We start from the raw sequence: 16,508 nt of genomic DNA on the forward strand, positions 1-16,508 counted from the left end.
TAGAAGGTCTATTTTTTCACGCAAAAATTACATCATCCCATGGAGGTCGCTATGCATCGCGTAAATCTAAACCAGGAACAATTCAACCAACAGGTGATTAATCACGCCTCCTTTGGGATCGCCCTTTTATCGCCAAATGGTTTGATTCTGACCGTAAACCCGGCCTTTGAGCAGACTTTTGGTTATTCCACTGAAGAGTTTGAGGGTATGCGGTTAGAAGACCTTTCTCACCCCGAGGATTTCGGCAACCTTCATGATTTAAAAGCAGTTTTGGGTGAGGAAACAGAAGTGCAGATGGAAAAGCAGTTTATCACAAAAAATGGAGATTATATTTGGGGACAGCTCACGCTCCACCTATTCAGCGACGAGTCGAACCAGCCAGCATACTTCATTTGCCAAATCGTTAACATTACAAAGCAAAAGGAATCCGAGCAACGCCTTCAGGAGTCTGTTGAACGGTATACGTCGCTTAAAAAATATAACCATGACGCCGTCATTTCTTTTGACCTTGACGGTCGAATCATTAACACCAATAGTATGGCGGAAAAGATAACGGGCTATGCCATCGAGTCCGAGTTGATCGGGATGAAGCTTGCGAGTCTGATTGGAGAAGAGAATGTCCAGCGCATTCTGGAAAGAGCCCTTTACGATAATACAGTTGAGCAGTATATCAATAAGCTTGTCACTAAGGACAGCGAAGTCGTTGAAGTGCTCACCAGTATTGCACCTATTTATGTGAACAATCATAATATCGGATTTTATCTTATATGCAAGGACATTTCCGAGCAAAGGCAATTGTCGCTAGCTAAGGAAGCCGCAGAGTCCACGAATAGAGCTAAAAGTGAGTTCCTGGCTATGATGAGTCATGAAATTCGCACTCCCATGAACGGGGTGATAGGCATGACTGATATTCTGCTTGAAACAGAGCTTAATGAAGAACAACGTGAATATGTAGAAATCATTCGCAAAAGCGGAGGAATCCTGCTCAATATAATCAATGATATTCTTGATCTTTCAAAAATTGAGGCAGGCCGAAGCGAGCTACAAGAGGATACATTCGATCTGCGAACTTGCCTCAAGGACAGCTTTTCTGTTATCGCAATAAAAGCTGAACAAAAACATCTGGAGCTTACCAGCATCATAAATCATGATGTTCCTGACTTTATTTACGGTGACGAGGAACGCTTGAAGCAGGTGTTCTTGAACCTGCTAGGGAATGCTGTGAAATTCACACCCGCGGGCAGCATATCGGTAAAAGTGAGGCTTGTAAAGGATGATCCCTTCCTGCTGGCCTTTACGGTAACCGATACTGGCATTGGAATTGATCCTGATCGACTTACTGATATTTTTGAACCGTTTGAGCAGGTGGATAGCTTTATGATGCGGAGACATGAAGGCACGGGTCTTGGCCTTGCCATCAGCCGCAGAATTGTCGAAATGATGGGTGGTGAGATCTATGCGGAGAGTGACGGCAAGAGCGGTACGTCGGTTACCTTCACAATCAGGCCCAAGAAATCAGTGGTAATTCCTAGCCAAGAGGCTAACATTAACAAGCTTCATACCGCACGTGAGGCAAGAATTTTACTTGCTGAAGACAACTCTATCAATGCGCTAGTGCTGACCAAAATACTCGAAAAAATGGGTCACAGTGTTATCGCCGTCACAAACGGCATAGATGCGGTTGAAGCAGCACGGAAAGAACCCTTTGATCTTATTTTATTGGATCTTCACATGCCCGTTATGAACGGTATAGAGGCTATGAAGATGTTAAGAGATGAGCATCAAGAGAAATGTCCGCCCATCATCGCGGTCACGGCTAATGCTTTGAAGGGTGACCGTGAAAATTGTCTAGCTGCCGGAATGGACGAGTATATCAGCAAGCCTGTAAAGCGTGAAGTCATCATAAAGATGTTAGATCAGTTTGTGATCTAATATAAACAGCATAACCTCTCAGTGATATTATCCCCTTCAGGTGAACAGTAAAAAGCCAGTCCATTACTGTTACACTTGGAGGGGATCGCTCTATCCATTGAATTACATAGCATTGCACGTTATACTTTGATGAGAAATACGGACCCGCTTATCATATAACAGATCCGTCCTTCTATAAGGTATGGATCTTATTTTTTGTATGTATATATTCAGTCAGAGACGGAGGCGCAACATTGCAGCTAATCAATCAATCGGAAGTACAAGATAGGATCGACCTGCTTAAAGATCAGGATCTATATATCCATCTTGAGATGACAACGGGAGCCTACGCTGCCCATTTAGATAGTTCGAAGCATCCAGCCGCTACTTTTATTACCAATGCTGTTATTCGATATTCCCATGGTTCGATTTCCGGCAACGGTCCTTATCGGGTCGGCTTAAAAATGTCGCAGGGCTGGGTTTACTCGGAAGGGCTAACTCACTATGAAGAGAGTGAGACAGGCAGATTGATTATGGCTGGACATGATGCTCAAGGCAAACTGATTGTATCGTTACAATTAAGCCGAGAGCCGTTCTAATGGAAGAGGAGATGAAGAGTTCTGTGGAAAAACATATTCTTGTTATTTTGCCACATCCGGATGATGAGGCCTTCGGTATATCAGGTACCCTTGCCAAACATATACAAAATGGGACCCAAGTTACCTACGCATGCCTAACGCTTGGAGAAATGGGCCGAAATATGGGCATCCCGCCCTTTGCGAATCGGGTAACCCTCCCGGAAATACGTAAGAAGGAGCTGGAGGAATCCTGCGAGGCTATTGGCATACAGGATTTAAGAATGCTTGGTTTTCACGACAAGACGATAGAATTCGAAGATCAAGTCTTGCTCGATGGGCAGATTGATGCGCTCTTGAAAGAGCTTAAACCTTCGTTGATCATCACTTTCTATCCAGGGTACAGCGTTCATCCTGATCACGATGCTACTGGAGCCGCAGTGATCCGAACCGTTGCAAGACTTCCAAAGGAAGAAAGACCTCCTGTTCACTGTATAGCTTTTGCTAATAATATTGTAGAGATTGGGGAGCCAAAGGTTATCAATGATGTGAGAGATTTCCTCAAACACAAGATGGCGTCCATTCAGGCGCATCGTTCCCAATTCCAAGCTGCTGAGTTGTTGGGAAGCAAACCTTTAAATGATAAAGAGATCCAAGCTCGTTTTGGAACAGAACATTTCTGGATTTATCCGTTTGAATGATAATGATCTAGTCAGAATTTTAGCGGTGATCTGTTGTCGGTGCTTAACCGGTGATAGATCGCCGTTTTTGTATGTGAATATTCAACTTTTCAGCGGGGGACGGTGGGAATTTAAGGCGAGGCCTTAAGACACGGGTAATTTGACCTAAAAAATTACTAAGGACTATCCGATATAGAAGATACTAACAATTGAAAGGTGATTAAATGCGAATCGGTCACAACATCACGTCTTTAAATAGTTTGAACAGATTAAATAAAAATAATAAATCTATTACAAGTTCACTAGAGAGGTTATCTTCTGGACTTCGGATAAATATAGCGGCAGATGATGCTGCAGGATTAGCAATTTCTGAGAAAATGAGAGCACAGATTCGTGGATTGTCTCAGGCAGCAAGGAATACACAGGATGGTATTTCACTAATTCAGACTGCTGAGAGTGGACTTGGAACTATACAAGATCCTAATCTGCTAAGACTACGGGAGCTTGCAATACAGGCTTCAAATGATACCTTAACAAATTTTGATCGAACATTGATTCAAAAAGAAGTTGAGCAGATAAAGCTTGGGATAAATGATATTGCTAATAACACTCAATTTAATGGAATTCATTTATTGAATAATGACCTCGAAGTAAACACGAATATTACCCCAGTACAGGGCAATATAAGTACGAACTGGACCGCTAACATACCTGCCAGAGATTTATCTAAGACTTCAGATGGAGGTTACGTCGGAATAAGAATTCCCGGTAATAATCCCTTCAAATTAGATAGTATGGGTAATTTAGTTTGGTCACAAGCAATTCCTAATATGGATGTGTATAGTATTAAGGAATCTAGTGATGGTGGTTATATTTTATTAGGAAATGATTTCTCAGCAGGGGCAATTTCCGATCAAAGGATAAATATAATTAAATGGGATGCGAATTTGAATGAGCAGTGGAGTACAGGGGTATCTGGTGTCTACTCCATTATGGGGAATGAAGTAATTGAGACTAGTGACGGTTCCTTTATTGTGGCAGGGACGGGTTCCGGTATTCAAAATTGGGATGGCCTTATGGCTAAATTTAATAGTAGTGGTGTGCAACAATCCACCTCGATAGTGGGTTCTTCACAATCCAATCCTGTTGGCTATGGAAGCGAAGAATTTAATTCTATTATTGAAACTGCTGACGGCGGTTATTTGGCTATTGGTTCATCAAGTCTCAAACTAAACGGTTCTTATACCGATAAGTCAAGCTGGGTTGTGAAATATGATAGTAACTTAAATCCGTTATGGGACACACGAGTCGGTGCTGCTGGGGATGATGAAGGTTACCGGGCCATCGCAACCAGTGATGGAGGGGCCATAATTGTTGGTTCTTATAACGACTCTACTAAAACTAGTGGATTAATCTATAAACTAGACAGTAGTGGAAACGTATTGTGGGAGAAGAATATCTCAAATGAAACTTCCAACTCCAGTCAACTTACTAGCATTACAGAAATGAAAGATGGGAATTACATCGTTGGAGGAATAGTAGATAATAATTATCGTCTTTCCATCTTTGATCCACAGGGTAATGAATTGGCTAATGTTAATCTAAATGGTGGGGGCTCTACGGATAGACTAAATAACATTATTAGTAATGATGACGGAAGTTACACTTTTTCAACTACAACTGGGATAACCAATTTCAATGTATCTTACGGATCAAACCCTGGTACCACATATGATTACAAAACAGTAAATCTTCAGGTGGGAGCAAACTCTGGGAATAACTTCGCTGTTAAATTAACAGATGCTAGAACTACTGCTCTGGGAATTGCGGATATAGATCTTTCAACTAGACAAGGTGCCGAATTAGCGATTTCGAAAATAGACAAAGCTATAAATACCGTTTCATCCAGGCGTTCAATGTACGGCGCGTATCAAAATGCATTAGAACATATCCATAATAACCTAACCAATTACGAAGTAAACTTAACAGCAGCTGAATCACGAATAAGAGATGCGGATATGGCAAAGGAAATGATGAAGCTTACCAAATACAATGTCTTATCTCAAGCATCGCAAGCGATGTTGGCTCAAGCTAATCAACAGCCTCAAGGCGTGTTAGAGTTGTTAAAATAGGGCTATACATACAGTCTATGCATTTCAGTGCATAGGCTTTTTTTAGAATCTATGATGATCTAAGAAATGATTTACAAAAAAAATTCCAGAGACTATTATATTTCTATGCGTAATATTTTCCTTTTTTAACTAGATTATTGTAAGAATTTATCTTTGGAGGTTCAAATGAAAAAGCACGACAAAATCATTTCCTTCATCTTCATGTTCATTATGATGGTGACGGCTATTTTCTGGGTAAACTCGACCACTAGTTGGTCTATGATGGGTACCCTTGCTTCCGTGGCCTGTTTCGTACTTTTTGTATTATTGGGACTCCGCACTATACCTGTTTTGACAGATTTTGTTCTGACAAATCCAGCACCTGAAGTAACTCTGGAAGATAAAATACGGGACAGAAAGCAGGCTTGGCTATATATTATCGGCTGGGTTGTGGCTAGTAGGGTCTTGCTTATGATTATCGGGTATATATTTTTGATCATACAGAATGGCTATTCCGGTGGTTTGTTTAGCAAAATAGCTGAGACCTGGCATATATCGGGGATCGACGCTTCACATTATTTGGGCATCGCGGAGAATTGGTATGTGACGGAGGGAGATCCGAAATACCATATTGTGTTTTTTCCTTTTTTTCCAAATCTAATTAAAGTAGTTCAGGTATTCGTAGGGAATTATCTCGTCGCTGGATTCTTCGTTTCTAATATTTGCTCGCTTGTCGCTGCCTTGGTCGCCTATGAGCTTGCCGCACTAGACATGCATCGAAAGAGTGCTATGCGAGTAGTAAAGTATATTTTTATATTTCCGGCTGCGTTCTTTTTCTTCATCCCAATGACCGAATCTTTATTTCTGGCCTTATCGCTGTTGTGTTTATATTTTGTGAGAAAAAAAGAATGGCTCATCGGATGTTTATGCGGTGCACTTGCAGCGTATACGCGTTCTCCAGGGGTACTGTTGATTGTACCGGTTGCGATTGAATTTGCACGAGAACTTATCGGGAATTATAAATTACTAGATAAAAAAGCGTTTATACATAAACTGACCACCGCCATTGGCTGTCTTGCTATCATATCGATGGGTTTGCTGGCTTATCTTTACATCAACTACTATGTTACGGGAAATGCTTTTCAGTTCAGTATTTACCAGAGGGAGCATTGGTCACAGAAGTTCTATCTCTTTTTCGATACCGTAAGATATCAGATGGAATATGCGGTGGGCACCTTTAAAAGTGGAGATAGCCGTTCTTTTCTCGGCATGTGGCTGCCTAATTTAATCGCTATATTCTCAGCACTAATTATCATGTTTATGGGAGCAAGAAAACTACGGCCATCCTACACTGCTTATTTTATCGTGTATTTTGCTTTCGTAGTGGGAGCTACTTGGCTGCTGTCAGCCCCGCGTTATTTGCTTGTTGCCTTTCCGCTAGCTTTTGCTGCCGTTGCGCTCACTAATGAAAAGCCGAAGGATGTTGCACTCACTGTTATATCTGTTGTGGGTAGTATACTGTACTTGGCAATGTTTGTAGCGGGATATCCGGTGTATTGAGGAATCGTGTTAAAATAGGAGAACGCCTAGGTGCGTTCTTCTTTTTTATTGCGAATAATCTTATAGAAACGATGGTGGGTATGAAGATTGATTACGACAATCAGGTGATCGAGTTTAATGTTCAATATGGAAACGGGAAAAAAATCTCCATTCATATAGATCCGTCAGGGCGCATAACACTCAAGGTACCTAAGAAAACATCTGAAGAGATGATTAAAAGTGTGGTTGAGCGTAATGGAAAAATGATTGTGGAGAAGCTGCAAAGTCTCGAAGCGGCTCGTGAAACGCCAAAGATGATCAGAGCGTACGAAGATGAAGGAAAGTTCCTGTATCTAGGCAAATATTATTCTCTGCATGAGCTTATAGAGACAGCGGAGCTAAGTGAAGAACAACTTCAGTTAAAGCTGAAAAAGTTCTATTTCTCTAGCTGCAAGAAGCTTATAGGAGAGCGGATCACTAGGTACCAGACGCAGCTTAGAGTAAAACCTAAGAGTATCGAGATTGTAGAGTCCAGGACCAAATGGGGAAGCTGCAGCTCCGATAAAAAGCTAACCTTTAACTATCGTCTGGCCATGGCTCCCGTGGAGGTTATCGATTATGTGATCATCCATGAGTTATGTCATTTGCTGCATATGAACCATGATCGCTCCTTTTGGCGACGGGTTGGAAGCCTAATGCCGGATTATAAGGAGAAGGAAGAATATTTAGCAAGATATGGACGGGCTATGACGTTATGAAAAAGGGTATTCCAGTGCAACTAGAGTAATGGTTGCCGGGAATACCCTTCGTTATTTTAACCCCTTTGCAGCAATCGATAGAGGTTAAGTGCCAGTTGAATCTCGAATAGCTCATCTGAGTTTTTCAGATCTATATTTAGCAAATCTTTGATTTTATCAATCCGGTAAATAAAGGTGTTGCGGTGAATAAACATCGCTTTGGCGGCTTCGGTTACATTCTGATTGTACATAAAATAGTACTCCAAGGTAGACATGAATCTCGTGTTCATCGTCTGGTCATGTTCATGGATGCCTCCCAGAACTTTGTTAAAGAATGTCTCCATTTCCGTAGGCTTAATATTGGAATCCAAAAAATGATAGACAGAATAATCCTCGAAGTGAGCAATGCTCCGGCTGTCTTTATTAAACCGCTGCATGAGCCGCATAGCTTCCTGGGCCTCGAAGAAGCTTCGATGGAGCGAAGCAAGTGTCTTATACTGACTGCCAATGCCGATGAGAAAATGATTTTTAGTCATTTCCTGAGCCAGCAACTGCAGCACCTCTTGAGCAAAGGCTTTCGTATCGCTTACTGAAATTGGTGGTTTATTTTCATTTTTTCCGATCAAGATGATGATTTGCTGATTGCGATAGTAACAGATTAGCTCTCCACCTGCATTACTGGACAAGCCATAGATCAAATTGACACATTTTTTGACCATATGCTCCATTTCGTATTTTCTATAAACCATGTCCGTGTAGTTTTCCAGCTGTGTAGCTTCAATATGGATAACTGTACAGTAATACGCATAGTTAACTTTAAGCCCATGTATAGCAGATAGGGAATGCAGTGTGTCTGTTGAAGTAATATTGCCAGCTAATAAGTCGTCGAAGAAGTCCTGCCTAATTTTATGCTTTACCTCTTCGATTTCCTTGGCTTTGATCCGGTCCAGTGCAAGCATCGTGGATACATGCTCTAACGCGGTGTAGTCAAATTCAACCAGCTTGCGTACCGTTTGCAGAACGACGATATACGCGTAAGCGTTACTGGATACAGAAACCGGCATAATGCAGCACTTGTAAGGCTGTCCCTGAGAATAGTAGGTGCGTTTGATGGATTTTTTGATTTCAGTAATATACTTTGGGAAAGCTACCGTGAACTCTGGTGGAAAAACAGGCCTGTTCTTCACCAGTGGCAGGAATTCCTGAAGTGGAGATGGGTTATCCTTATGATCTGTATAGCAGAGTAGGTTCCAGTCTCTATCTAATATAAGAACAGGGTTATGGATCGTGTCGGACAATTCCGCCGATATTTGCTCAATACCGCCTCCTTCGAGTGCGATTTTGAACAGCGCATTATGAAGGTCGAGCGAGCGTCGGTTCACTGCATCGTAATCCGCGTTGGTCTTTTCGTTAATGATCGCAATGACTCTGGACAAGGTGTATTCAAAAGGGAGCTCCAGTAGCGGGAGTCCATGCTTATCAGCAAGCTCGATCATATTCTGCGGGATAGCATCGAAATATCGCTTCATTTTGATGCAGAGTCCTGCACAGTTATTCTCCACCAGCTCATGAATGAATTTGTTCTGCAGCTCCGTGCTGTCTTTGAAGATATATCCGGTGGATAAAAGCAGCTCGTTCGAGGTCAGCCAGTCAAATACGTCCGGATTCTCGATGATATTAACTACGGAGATTTGATTGTTTAGGCCAGAATGCCCCGCAACGATCTTTATGCCTTCGATGGATTTGATTTGTAAGATATCTTTTATCGTTAGCATCAATTCACACCCCTTATCTTCACCCATTGTGCAATGTGCATAGTGATTACTTGTTGTTTTTAGTGTTCTTGTATGATGACCCCCAGTGTGCGGAGGACTACAATAAGGGTGTCAGGTAACGTTTATCCGTTAAACTGTGATATATTTCACAAAAATATCCTTTTTCACACAGAAAGCAGCTCAATCTTCATCATTCTTAGAATTTTATGAACTGAGTGTAACATCTTCTATCATTCATCATCAACCGTTAAGGTTTTTTTATGAGAACGCTTTCTATATAGGATAACCTGACAGTAAGTGACCAAACCATTATCTACTTCCTTCTCAAGGGGGCGATCAAACGGAGCATTCTCAGAGCAAGTGTACCTCTTATTTAAAAGCTGGGATATCCAGTGATAGCGCGTTCTTTCATCGGATTCGAGAATCAAGATTTTTCGGAAATGTACACAGCATATTTGAGCGGACGATAAATGTAAGGTGCAAGGCAACTGATGAATTATATACCATTGCGAGCAGTAGGATAGATAATGCGCCTAATACTTTGATCACAGAGGTTAGTAGTTTTTCGGATCTTGGACTGGTTGTGGGAGATGAAGTTTTTGCGGAGAATGATCAATTATATATTGGCACTAAGCTTTCAATATCGATCAAGGAACTGACAGTTTGGCAGAGCTCTTTATCTATTTTTCCAATAGAACTAAAGACGCTAAGAGATAATTTGGCTGCGGCAAGGGCTTATATCAATAGCTATGGAAAATCAGGCGGTATGAAGCAGTTTGCGGGTTCTAGCAGCTTTGAGAGAGAAACGATGCGGCTGCTGGAAGAGCGATCTTCAGGTCTTCTCAATACCTTGGCGAATGACAGCATGGAAGAGGCTACTCATTATGCAATTCGACTAATGGGGTTAGGCCCAGGGCTGACTCCGTCGGGAGATGATTTTTTAGTTGGATTGTTTGCTGCGATCCATCTGCCTCAGAGTCCTATTAGTAAATATCAGCCGTGGTGCAGGGAAGTCGTGAACGAAGCAGCTGAATTAACGAATGAAATAAGCTATATGGCTCTGAAAAAAGCGGCTTGGGGTCAGGTGAGAGAGTCAATGGGTCAGATGCTGCATTCGCTCATGTATGAGAGTAAGGAAACTATGCTTCTTGGCTTATCGGCAGTGCTGGATATAGGTTCTTCTTCCGGAACAGATATTGCCTTGGGGATCATTAGCGGTTTGAATCTTAATCTAGAACAACGTTGGAGGTAAGATATGTCGACTAAAATAGTAATTAAAAGAAACACATACTTTGATTCCGTCTCGCTCATGTCGTTGTCGACCAAAGCGAATCAAATAGAGGGTGTCGAACAAGCTTTTATCGCAATGGCTACTCAAATGAATAAAGAGGTATTAGCGAATGTAGGGCTGATAACCCCTGAGCTAGAGGAAGCTAAGAATAGTGACCTGATGATCGTAATCAAAGCAGCATCCCCTGAGCTGGCTGAAGTTGCCTTTGAAGCAATCGAAGAGCTGTTTATTAAAAAAGATAGTGCAGTTGGCGGTACAGCGCTTAAATATCCAACAATTGAGTCGGCAGTGAAGAATATGACAGCAGCTAATCTTGCAGTGATTTCAGTCAACGGAGCGTTTGCAGCCAGAGAAGCAAGAAAAGCGCTGGAGAATAATCTCCATGTCATGATGTTCAGTGACAACGTAAGCGTAGAAGACGAAATTGAATTAAAAAAAATAGCACATGAGCGTGGATTGCTGATGATGGGGCCGGATTGCGGAACCGCGATCATTGGAAATATGGCCTTATGTTTTGCCAATAAGGTTCGTAAAGGCAATATCGGCATCGTGGGTGCATCCGGCACAGGAAGTCAGGAAATCAGCGTGCGGATTCACGATTTTGGCGGAGGCATCTCACAGTTGATTGGCACAGGCGGCAGAGACCTAAGTGAACGTGTCGGCGGAGTAATGATGCTTGATGCGATGAAAGCGCTTAACGAAGACGAAGCCACTAAGGTCATTGTGTTGATTTCCAAGCCACCCGCCAAAAGTGTGGAACAAAAAGTGCTGAATGAAATCAAAAATATGCATAAGCCTGTCGTGGTCTGCTTTATCGGAGGAACGGAGGAAGCTGTTCTGGAAGCAGGTGGACATTTTGCCAAAACAACCAAAGAGGCCGCGCTAAAGGCGGTAATTCTATCCGGCATTGATGAGAGTCAAATTGACAAGCATCCGCTAAACCTTCCGCTGATTGAGGAGATTAAGGTCAAGCTGAAGCCAGAACAGAAGTATATTCGCGGGTTATTCTGCGGCGGTACTTTATGTGATGAAGCAATGTATCTAGCGATGGAGAAATACGACGATGTCTATAGCAACATTCCAAAAGATCCGGAATATCAGCTGGCTGATATCCATATCAGCCAAGCGCATACGTTTATTGACTTTGGGGATGATGGGTTCACCAACGGCAAACCACATCCAATGATTGATCCTTCTTCACGGATTGCCAGATTCAAGCAGGAAGCAAAGGACCCGGCGGTGGGCGTGATCATTATGGATTTTGTATTAGGCTATGGATCGCATGAGGATCCAGTAGGTGTTATGGTGCCTGCAATTATTGAGGCTAAGCAAGCAGCGGAACAAGAAGGCAGACATTTGGAGATTGTCGGCTATGTACTTGGAACCGATCTGGATACACCTTCCGTCCAAGAACAGCTTGATAAGCTGGTATCCGCGGGCGTTACCTATGCAAGCAGTAATACGAATGCAGGACTTCTTGCCAGAGGTTTTGTAGAGAAGGGAGTATAACATGAGCAGAATCAATGAGTTATTTAAGAGTGAACTTCACGTAATCAATGTCGGCCTAGAAATGTTCAAGGATGATATCCTGAAGCAAAAAGGCAACGTAACCCATCTGGAATGGAAGCCACCTGGTGGAGGTAAGCCCGAATTAATTGCCGCACTGGATGCGTTAGAGCAAGAGGGGATTGCTGCAAAGATTGAGGCTGCCAACAAGCTGGCTGTAGAGCGAATCGTGAATTCACAACCGGTATTGGTTGGTTTTGATCAAGCGATCAATGTCGTACCAGGGATGACTAAGACTACGATATTACATGCAGGGCCTCCGATTACCTGGGATAAGATGAGTGGTCCCATGAAAGGTGCAGTTACCGGCGCTTTGGTCTTTGAGGGCTTGGCGAAGGATCTGGATGAAGCTGCCGAACTAGCGGCATCAGGTGAGATTACGTTCTCCCCTTGTCACGAGCATAATTGTGTGGGTTCCATGGCAGGGGTAACCTCAGCCTCTATGTTCATGCACATTGTAGAGAATAAAACGTATGGCAACATCGCTTATACGAACCTTAGTGAGCAACTGTCGAAAATCTTGCGGATGGGTGCAAACGATGAAACGGTCGTTGCCCGTTTGATCTGGATGAGAGATGTGCTTGGACCGATGCTGCGTGAGGCGATGAAGTTCTCTGAGAACGGCATTGATCTGCGGCTCATGTTATCACAGGCGCTCCATATGGGAGATGAATGCCATAACCGCAACAACGCTGGAACGACTCTTTTGATTCAGGCATTAACGCCGCTTATCCTGAGAACGGATTTTACTAATGAGCAGAAAATCGAAGTGTTCGATTTTGTGGCAATGAGTGATTATTTCTCCGGACCAACCTGGATGGCTCTTTGTAAATGTGCGCTTGATGCTGCCCATGGCATTGAGCATAGCACCATCGTAACAACGATGGCCCGCAATGGCGTGGAATTCGGTATTCGTGTCAGTGGAATGCCAGGCAATACCTGGTTTACCGGCCCTGCGCAAAAGGTTGTCGGACCGATGTTTGCAGGGTATAAGCCGGAAGATTCGGGACTCGATATCGGTGACAGTGCGATTACCGAAACGTATGGTATAGGTGGCTTCGCCATGGCAACCGCGCCGGCGATTGTAGCATTAGTTGGGGGAACCGTAGATGATGCCATGAACTATTCTGTGAAAATGAAGGAAATTACTACGACGGAGAATCCAAATGTGACGATTCCTTTGTTGAACTTCCGCGGAATTCCTACTGGAATCGATATTCGTAAAGTGGGTCAAACCAGCATTATGCCAGTGATCAACACGGCTATTGCCCATAAGGATCCAGGCATCGGAATGATTGGAGCCGGAATCACTCATCCTCCAATCGAGTGTTTCGAGCAAGCCATTCTCGCTTTTAGCCAGAGCATGCATTCATAGAACCACCCGCCCTTCAGGCCTATTCAAGGGCCTGAGGGCTTCATAAGCCATTGGTATGTAAGCGCTAACGATCTAGGGGGAGATTTATTATGGATCAAGTATTTATGAAGATGTTCTGGAAAAAGGGAGATTGGGCCGCGTTTTTCGGGCTGCTTGCTAACAATTTAACCAATCTGCTTACGATGATTTCATTGTTAATTTTTGTAGTAGGATTTCCGGAAGGTATGGTTTACGGCAGAGTCGTTCCTGCGTTTGGACTCGCGATTTTTATCGCAAGTATTGCTTATGGCTGGTTTGGGTATCAGCTAGCCAAAAAAACAGGCCGAACGGATATAACCGCATTACCTTCAGGACCTAGTGCTCCATCGATTTTTACGGTAACTTTTCTAGTGTTAATTCCCGTATTTAGAGAAACCAATGATGCATCATTTGCGCTGCAAATTGGTCTCGTATGGTGTCTGTTCGAAGCTTTGATCCTTATTGTCGGCTCATTTCTGGGAGATGTGCTGCGTAAGGTTATTCCAAGAACTGTACTTTTATCTTGTTTATCTGGACTTGGATTGTTATTGCTGGCTATGAACCCGATGCTGCAATCCTTCGAAACACCAGTTGTTGCTTTTGTTGTACTTGTGATCATCTTTATTAACTGGTTTGGCAAATCGCCGATATTCAAAAAAATTCCTACAGGATTCCTGCTGCTGATTGCTGGAACCGCGCTGGCTTGGATATTCGGCTTGCAGTATCCAGAAGCGATCACAACGGCTCTTTCAACACTGGGGTTTAATCCACCTGAGGTGCATATTACCAGCTTAATTCAAGGGATTCCGCATGCCTTGCCATACCTGGCTTCTGCAATTCCATTGGGACTGGCGAATTATATTTTTGACCTTGAAAATATTGAGAGCGCACATGCTGCGGGAGATCCTTATAACACTCGTAACGTTATGCTAACGAACGGGGTTGCTTCAAGTATTGGTGCTTTTACAGGTAATCCGTTCCCGGTAACTGTGTATATTGGTCATGCAGGCTGGAAATCTATTGGGGCTGGACTTGGTTATACCATAGCTTCTGGTTTCTCCATGTTAATTATTTGTCTCTTTGGCATAGGGGCACTGCTGTTGTCTATCATACCTGTTGTGGCGATTGTTCCGATTCTGGTCTATGTCGGGGTCGTTACGGCGAATCAGGTGGTTCGAGAGACACCTAAAAATGAAGTGCCCGTTATCTTTATCACCTTGTTCCCATGGATTGCTAACTGGGCTTTAACGCTTGCGAACAACATTTTTAATGCGGCTGAAACTTCGGCTTCTAAGGTGGGGATTGATCTCTTATTAAGTAAAGGGGTTTATTACAACGGGCTGATGCATTTAGGAAATGGTGCACCGCTTAGCAGCTTGATTTGGGGCTCCATCACTATTTTCTCTATCCTGAATAAACCACTGCGGGCTGCTGTCTTTGCTGTAATCGCGTCTGGCCTATCTTTATTTGGGATCATTCACGCGCCGACTGTTGGATTTGCTCAAGCTTCACTTATGCCGTTCGTATACGCCTATTTGATGGTTGCAGGATTATTTGTTTATAAGCATTTTTCAGACCTTCGTGACCCAGCGAACAAGCTGCAATCCGAATAAATAATTGATAAAAAGAAATAGGAGAGCTAAAGCCATGACTAATCAAACTCTGTCAGAAGATTTAATTCAAGCAGCGGATCGCGGGGATTTAGCTGCCGTAGAACAGCTTTTAGCTCGTGGTGCCGATGTTCATCATAAGGATGCCAGTGGTCGTACTGCGCTGATGGCGGCAACGCAAAAAAATCATATTCCTCTCGCTCAAAAGCTGATTGAAGCAGGCAGTGACGTGAATGCAAGAGATATCACTATGTTATCACCCTACCTGTGTGCCGGTGCCAATGGATTCCATGAGATTCTGTCTTTAACTCTTGCCGCAGGTGCGGATACAACCAGTGTAAATCGTTTTGGGGGAACTACACTGCTTCCTTCCAGCGAGAAGGGGTATCTAAGAACTGTTCAGAAATGCTTGGAAGCAGGCGTTGCAGTTAACCATATGAACAATCTGGGATGGTCTGCCTTGTTGGAGGCAGTAATTCTCGGGAATGGTGGCCGTTTATACTCCGATATTATTCAGTTGTTGGTGGATGCTGGAGCGGATGTTCAATTGCCGGATCGTGACGGCAAATCATCGTTGCAGCATGCAGAAGAGCTGGGACAGGAGAGGGTCATCCGTATTCTCAATAAAGAAAAGCTAACGATTCATCCAAGTATTCAAAGCGCTCAAGAGCTAGCTCGGGCAGAGGATTTCCTGAAAGCAAGTTTGGTTATGGAACATGCAATGCAAGAGGACAGTAATAATTCAGACTTCTATTACTATAAAGGATACTTCTTAGGGGAACTCGGGAGATATGAGGAAGCTCTGGCAGCCTATCAACAGGCACTTACTATCGATCCGGATGACCTTGATTTCTATTTCTACACCGCAAATGCCTACCGAATGATGAAGCGATCCGAGCAAGCGTTAGCAGAGTATGATAAAGCGATAGAACGCGATCCTGGCGAAAGCTTCTTCCGCTATCATAAATCCAATTATTTAAGAGAGTTGGGCAGGCATGAGGAAGCGGTTAAAGTTATGGATCAGCTTCTGGAACAGCAGCCTGAAAGGTATGATTTCTCGTTTCATAAGGCGAACAGCTTGAGATCACTTGGCCGGCATCAAGAGGCAGTTGAGGCGATTGAGAACGCAATTGCTAACGATCCGAGCAATCCTTTATATCATCATCATAAGGCACAGTCACTTGGTTTACTTGGTGATCATGAAATGGCCATTCAAGAAATAGATATTGCTATCAGCTATAATCCTGCCAATCCGGATTTTCACTCCGCGAAGGAACAATTTCAGCTGGCCCTTAAACGCTAATAAATGAGGATCAACTG

At 43.2% G+C, this 16,508-nt stretch carries 12 protein-coding genes; 11 read left to right on the plus strand and 1 reads right to left on the minus strand.

All coding sequences use genetic code 11. The features are described 5' to 3' along the window. Positions 1-51 precede the first annotated feature (51 nt). From MHH89_RS25925 to MHH89_RS25950, 6 genes are all read left to right on the plus strand, one after another. On the plus strand, positions 52-1,932 hold the full coding sequence (locus MHH89_RS25925) for a PAS domain S-box protein (protein WP_076220374.1): 1,881 nt from the start codon (positions 52-54) through the stop codon (positions 1,930-1,932). 233 nt (positions 1,933-2,165) lie between these two features. Then, positions 2,166-2,510, plus strand: a complete 345-nt coding sequence (locus tag MHH89_RS25930; protein WP_076128602.1) for a YojF family protein — start codon at positions 2,166-2,168, stop codon at positions 2,508-2,510. Between the two features lie 23 nt (positions 2,511-2,533). Further along, a complete protein-coding gene (gene bshB2, locus MHH89_RS25935) occupies positions 2,534-3,187 on the plus strand; it encodes a bacillithiol biosynthesis deacetylase BshB2 (RefSeq protein WP_038574105.1) in 654 nt (217 codons plus the stop codon). Positions 3,188-3,390: 203 nt separating this feature from the next. Then, a complete protein-coding gene (locus MHH89_RS25940) occupies positions 3,391-5,298 on the plus strand; it encodes a flagellin N-terminal helical domain-containing protein (protein ID WP_076220375.1) in 1,908 nt (635 codons plus the stop codon). 165 nt (positions 5,299-5,463) lie between these two features. Then, complete coding sequence (locus MHH89_RS25945; protein WP_341088506.1) at positions 5,464-6,837, plus strand: hypothetical protein; 1,374 nt, start codon at positions 5,464-5,466, stop codon at positions 6,835-6,837. Between the two features lie 80 nt (positions 6,838-6,917). Continuing rightward, complete coding sequence (locus MHH89_RS25950; RefSeq protein WP_341088827.1) at positions 6,918-7,574, plus strand: M48 family metallopeptidase; 657 nt, start codon at positions 6,918-6,920, stop codon at positions 7,572-7,574. A gap of 56 nt (positions 7,575-7,630) precedes the next feature. Here MHH89_RS25950 and MHH89_RS25955 read toward each other — a convergent pair whose 3' ends face one another. Continuing rightward, positions 7,631-9,328 (minus strand): PucR family transcriptional regulator, encoded by a 1,698-nt coding sequence (locus MHH89_RS25955; protein ID WP_341088508.1) that lies wholly within the window; start codon positions 9,326-9,328, stop codon positions 7,631-7,633. A gap of 541 nt (positions 9,329-9,869) precedes the next feature. Between MHH89_RS25955 and MHH89_RS25960 the strand changes: the two genes are divergently transcribed. The 5 genes from MHH89_RS25960 (at position 9,870) to MHH89_RS25980 (ending at position 16,491) form a co-directional block, all read left to right on the plus strand. Beyond that, positions 9,870-10,580 carry a DUF2877 domain-containing protein gene (locus tag MHH89_RS25960; protein WP_341088509.1) on the plus strand — a complete coding sequence of 237 codons (711 nt, stop codon included), beginning with the start codon at positions 9,870-9,872 and terminating at the stop codon, positions 10,578-10,580. 3 nt (positions 10,581-10,583) lie between these two features. Then, positions 10,584-12,128, plus strand: a complete 1,545-nt coding sequence (gene fdrA, locus MHH89_RS25965; RefSeq protein WP_341088510.1) for an acyl-CoA synthetase FdrA — start codon at positions 10,584-10,586, stop codon at positions 12,126-12,128. A gap of 1 nt (position 12,129) precedes the next feature. Then, positions 12,130-13,560, plus strand: a complete 1,431-nt coding sequence (locus MHH89_RS25970; RefSeq protein ID WP_076098692.1) for a YlbE family protein — start codon at positions 12,130-12,132, stop codon at positions 13,558-13,560. 89 nt (positions 13,561-13,649) lie between these two features. Further along, positions 13,650-15,191 (plus strand): xanthine permease, encoded by a 1,542-nt coding sequence (locus tag MHH89_RS25975; protein ID WP_341088511.1) that lies wholly within the window; start codon positions 13,650-13,652, stop codon positions 15,189-15,191. A 34-nt stretch (positions 15,192-15,225) separates the two neighbouring features. Beyond that, complete coding sequence (locus MHH89_RS25980) at positions 15,226-16,491, plus strand: tetratricopeptide repeat protein (protein ID WP_076279430.1); 1,266 nt, start codon at positions 15,226-15,228, stop codon at positions 16,489-16,491. The last annotated feature ends 17 nt before the right edge of the window (positions 16,492-16,508 follow it).

Origin of the sequence: Paenibacillus sp. FSL H7-0323 (genome assembly GCF_038002725.1) — a bacterium.
In the GTDB taxonomy this organism is placed as follows: domain Bacteria; phylum Bacillota; class Bacilli; order Paenibacillales; family Paenibacillaceae; genus Paenibacillus_AQ; species Paenibacillus_AQ odorifer.

Excerpts from the sequence above, each read along its gene's own strand:
- MHH89_RS25945 (WP_341088506.1), top strand. The coding sequence starts at position 5,464 with ATGAAAAAGCACGACAAAATCATTTCCTTCATCTTCATGTTCATTATG.
- MHH89_RS25925 (WP_076220374.1), top strand. The coding sequence starts at position 52 with ATGCATCGCGTAAATCTAAACCAGGAACAATTCAACCAACAGGTGATT.
- MHH89_RS25940 (WP_076220375.1), top strand. The coding sequence starts at position 3,391 with ATGCGAATCGGTCACAACATCACGTCTTTAAATAGTTTGAACAGATTA.
- MHH89_RS25975 (WP_341088511.1), top strand. The coding sequence starts at position 13,650 with ATGGATCAAGTATTTATGAAGATGTTCTGGAAAAAGGGAGATTGGGCC.
- MHH89_RS25980 (WP_076279430.1), top strand. The coding sequence starts at position 15,226 with ATGACTAATCAAACTCTGTCAGAAGATTTAATTCAAGCAGCGGATCGC.
- MHH89_RS25970 (WP_076098692.1), top strand. The coding sequence starts at position 12,130 with ATGAGCAGAATCAATGAGTTATTTAAGAGTGAACTTCACGTAATCAAT.
- MHH89_RS25955 (WP_341088508.1), bottom strand. The coding sequence starts at position 9,328 with ATGCTAACGATAAAAGATATCTTACAAATCAAATCCATCGAAGGCATA.
- fdrA (WP_341088510.1), top strand. The coding sequence starts at position 10,584 with ATGTCGACTAAAATAGTAATTAAAAGAAACACATACTTTGATTCCGTC.
- MHH89_RS25950 (WP_341088827.1), top strand. The coding sequence starts at position 6,918 with ATGAAGATTGATTACGACAATCAGGTGATCGAGTTTAATGTTCAATAT.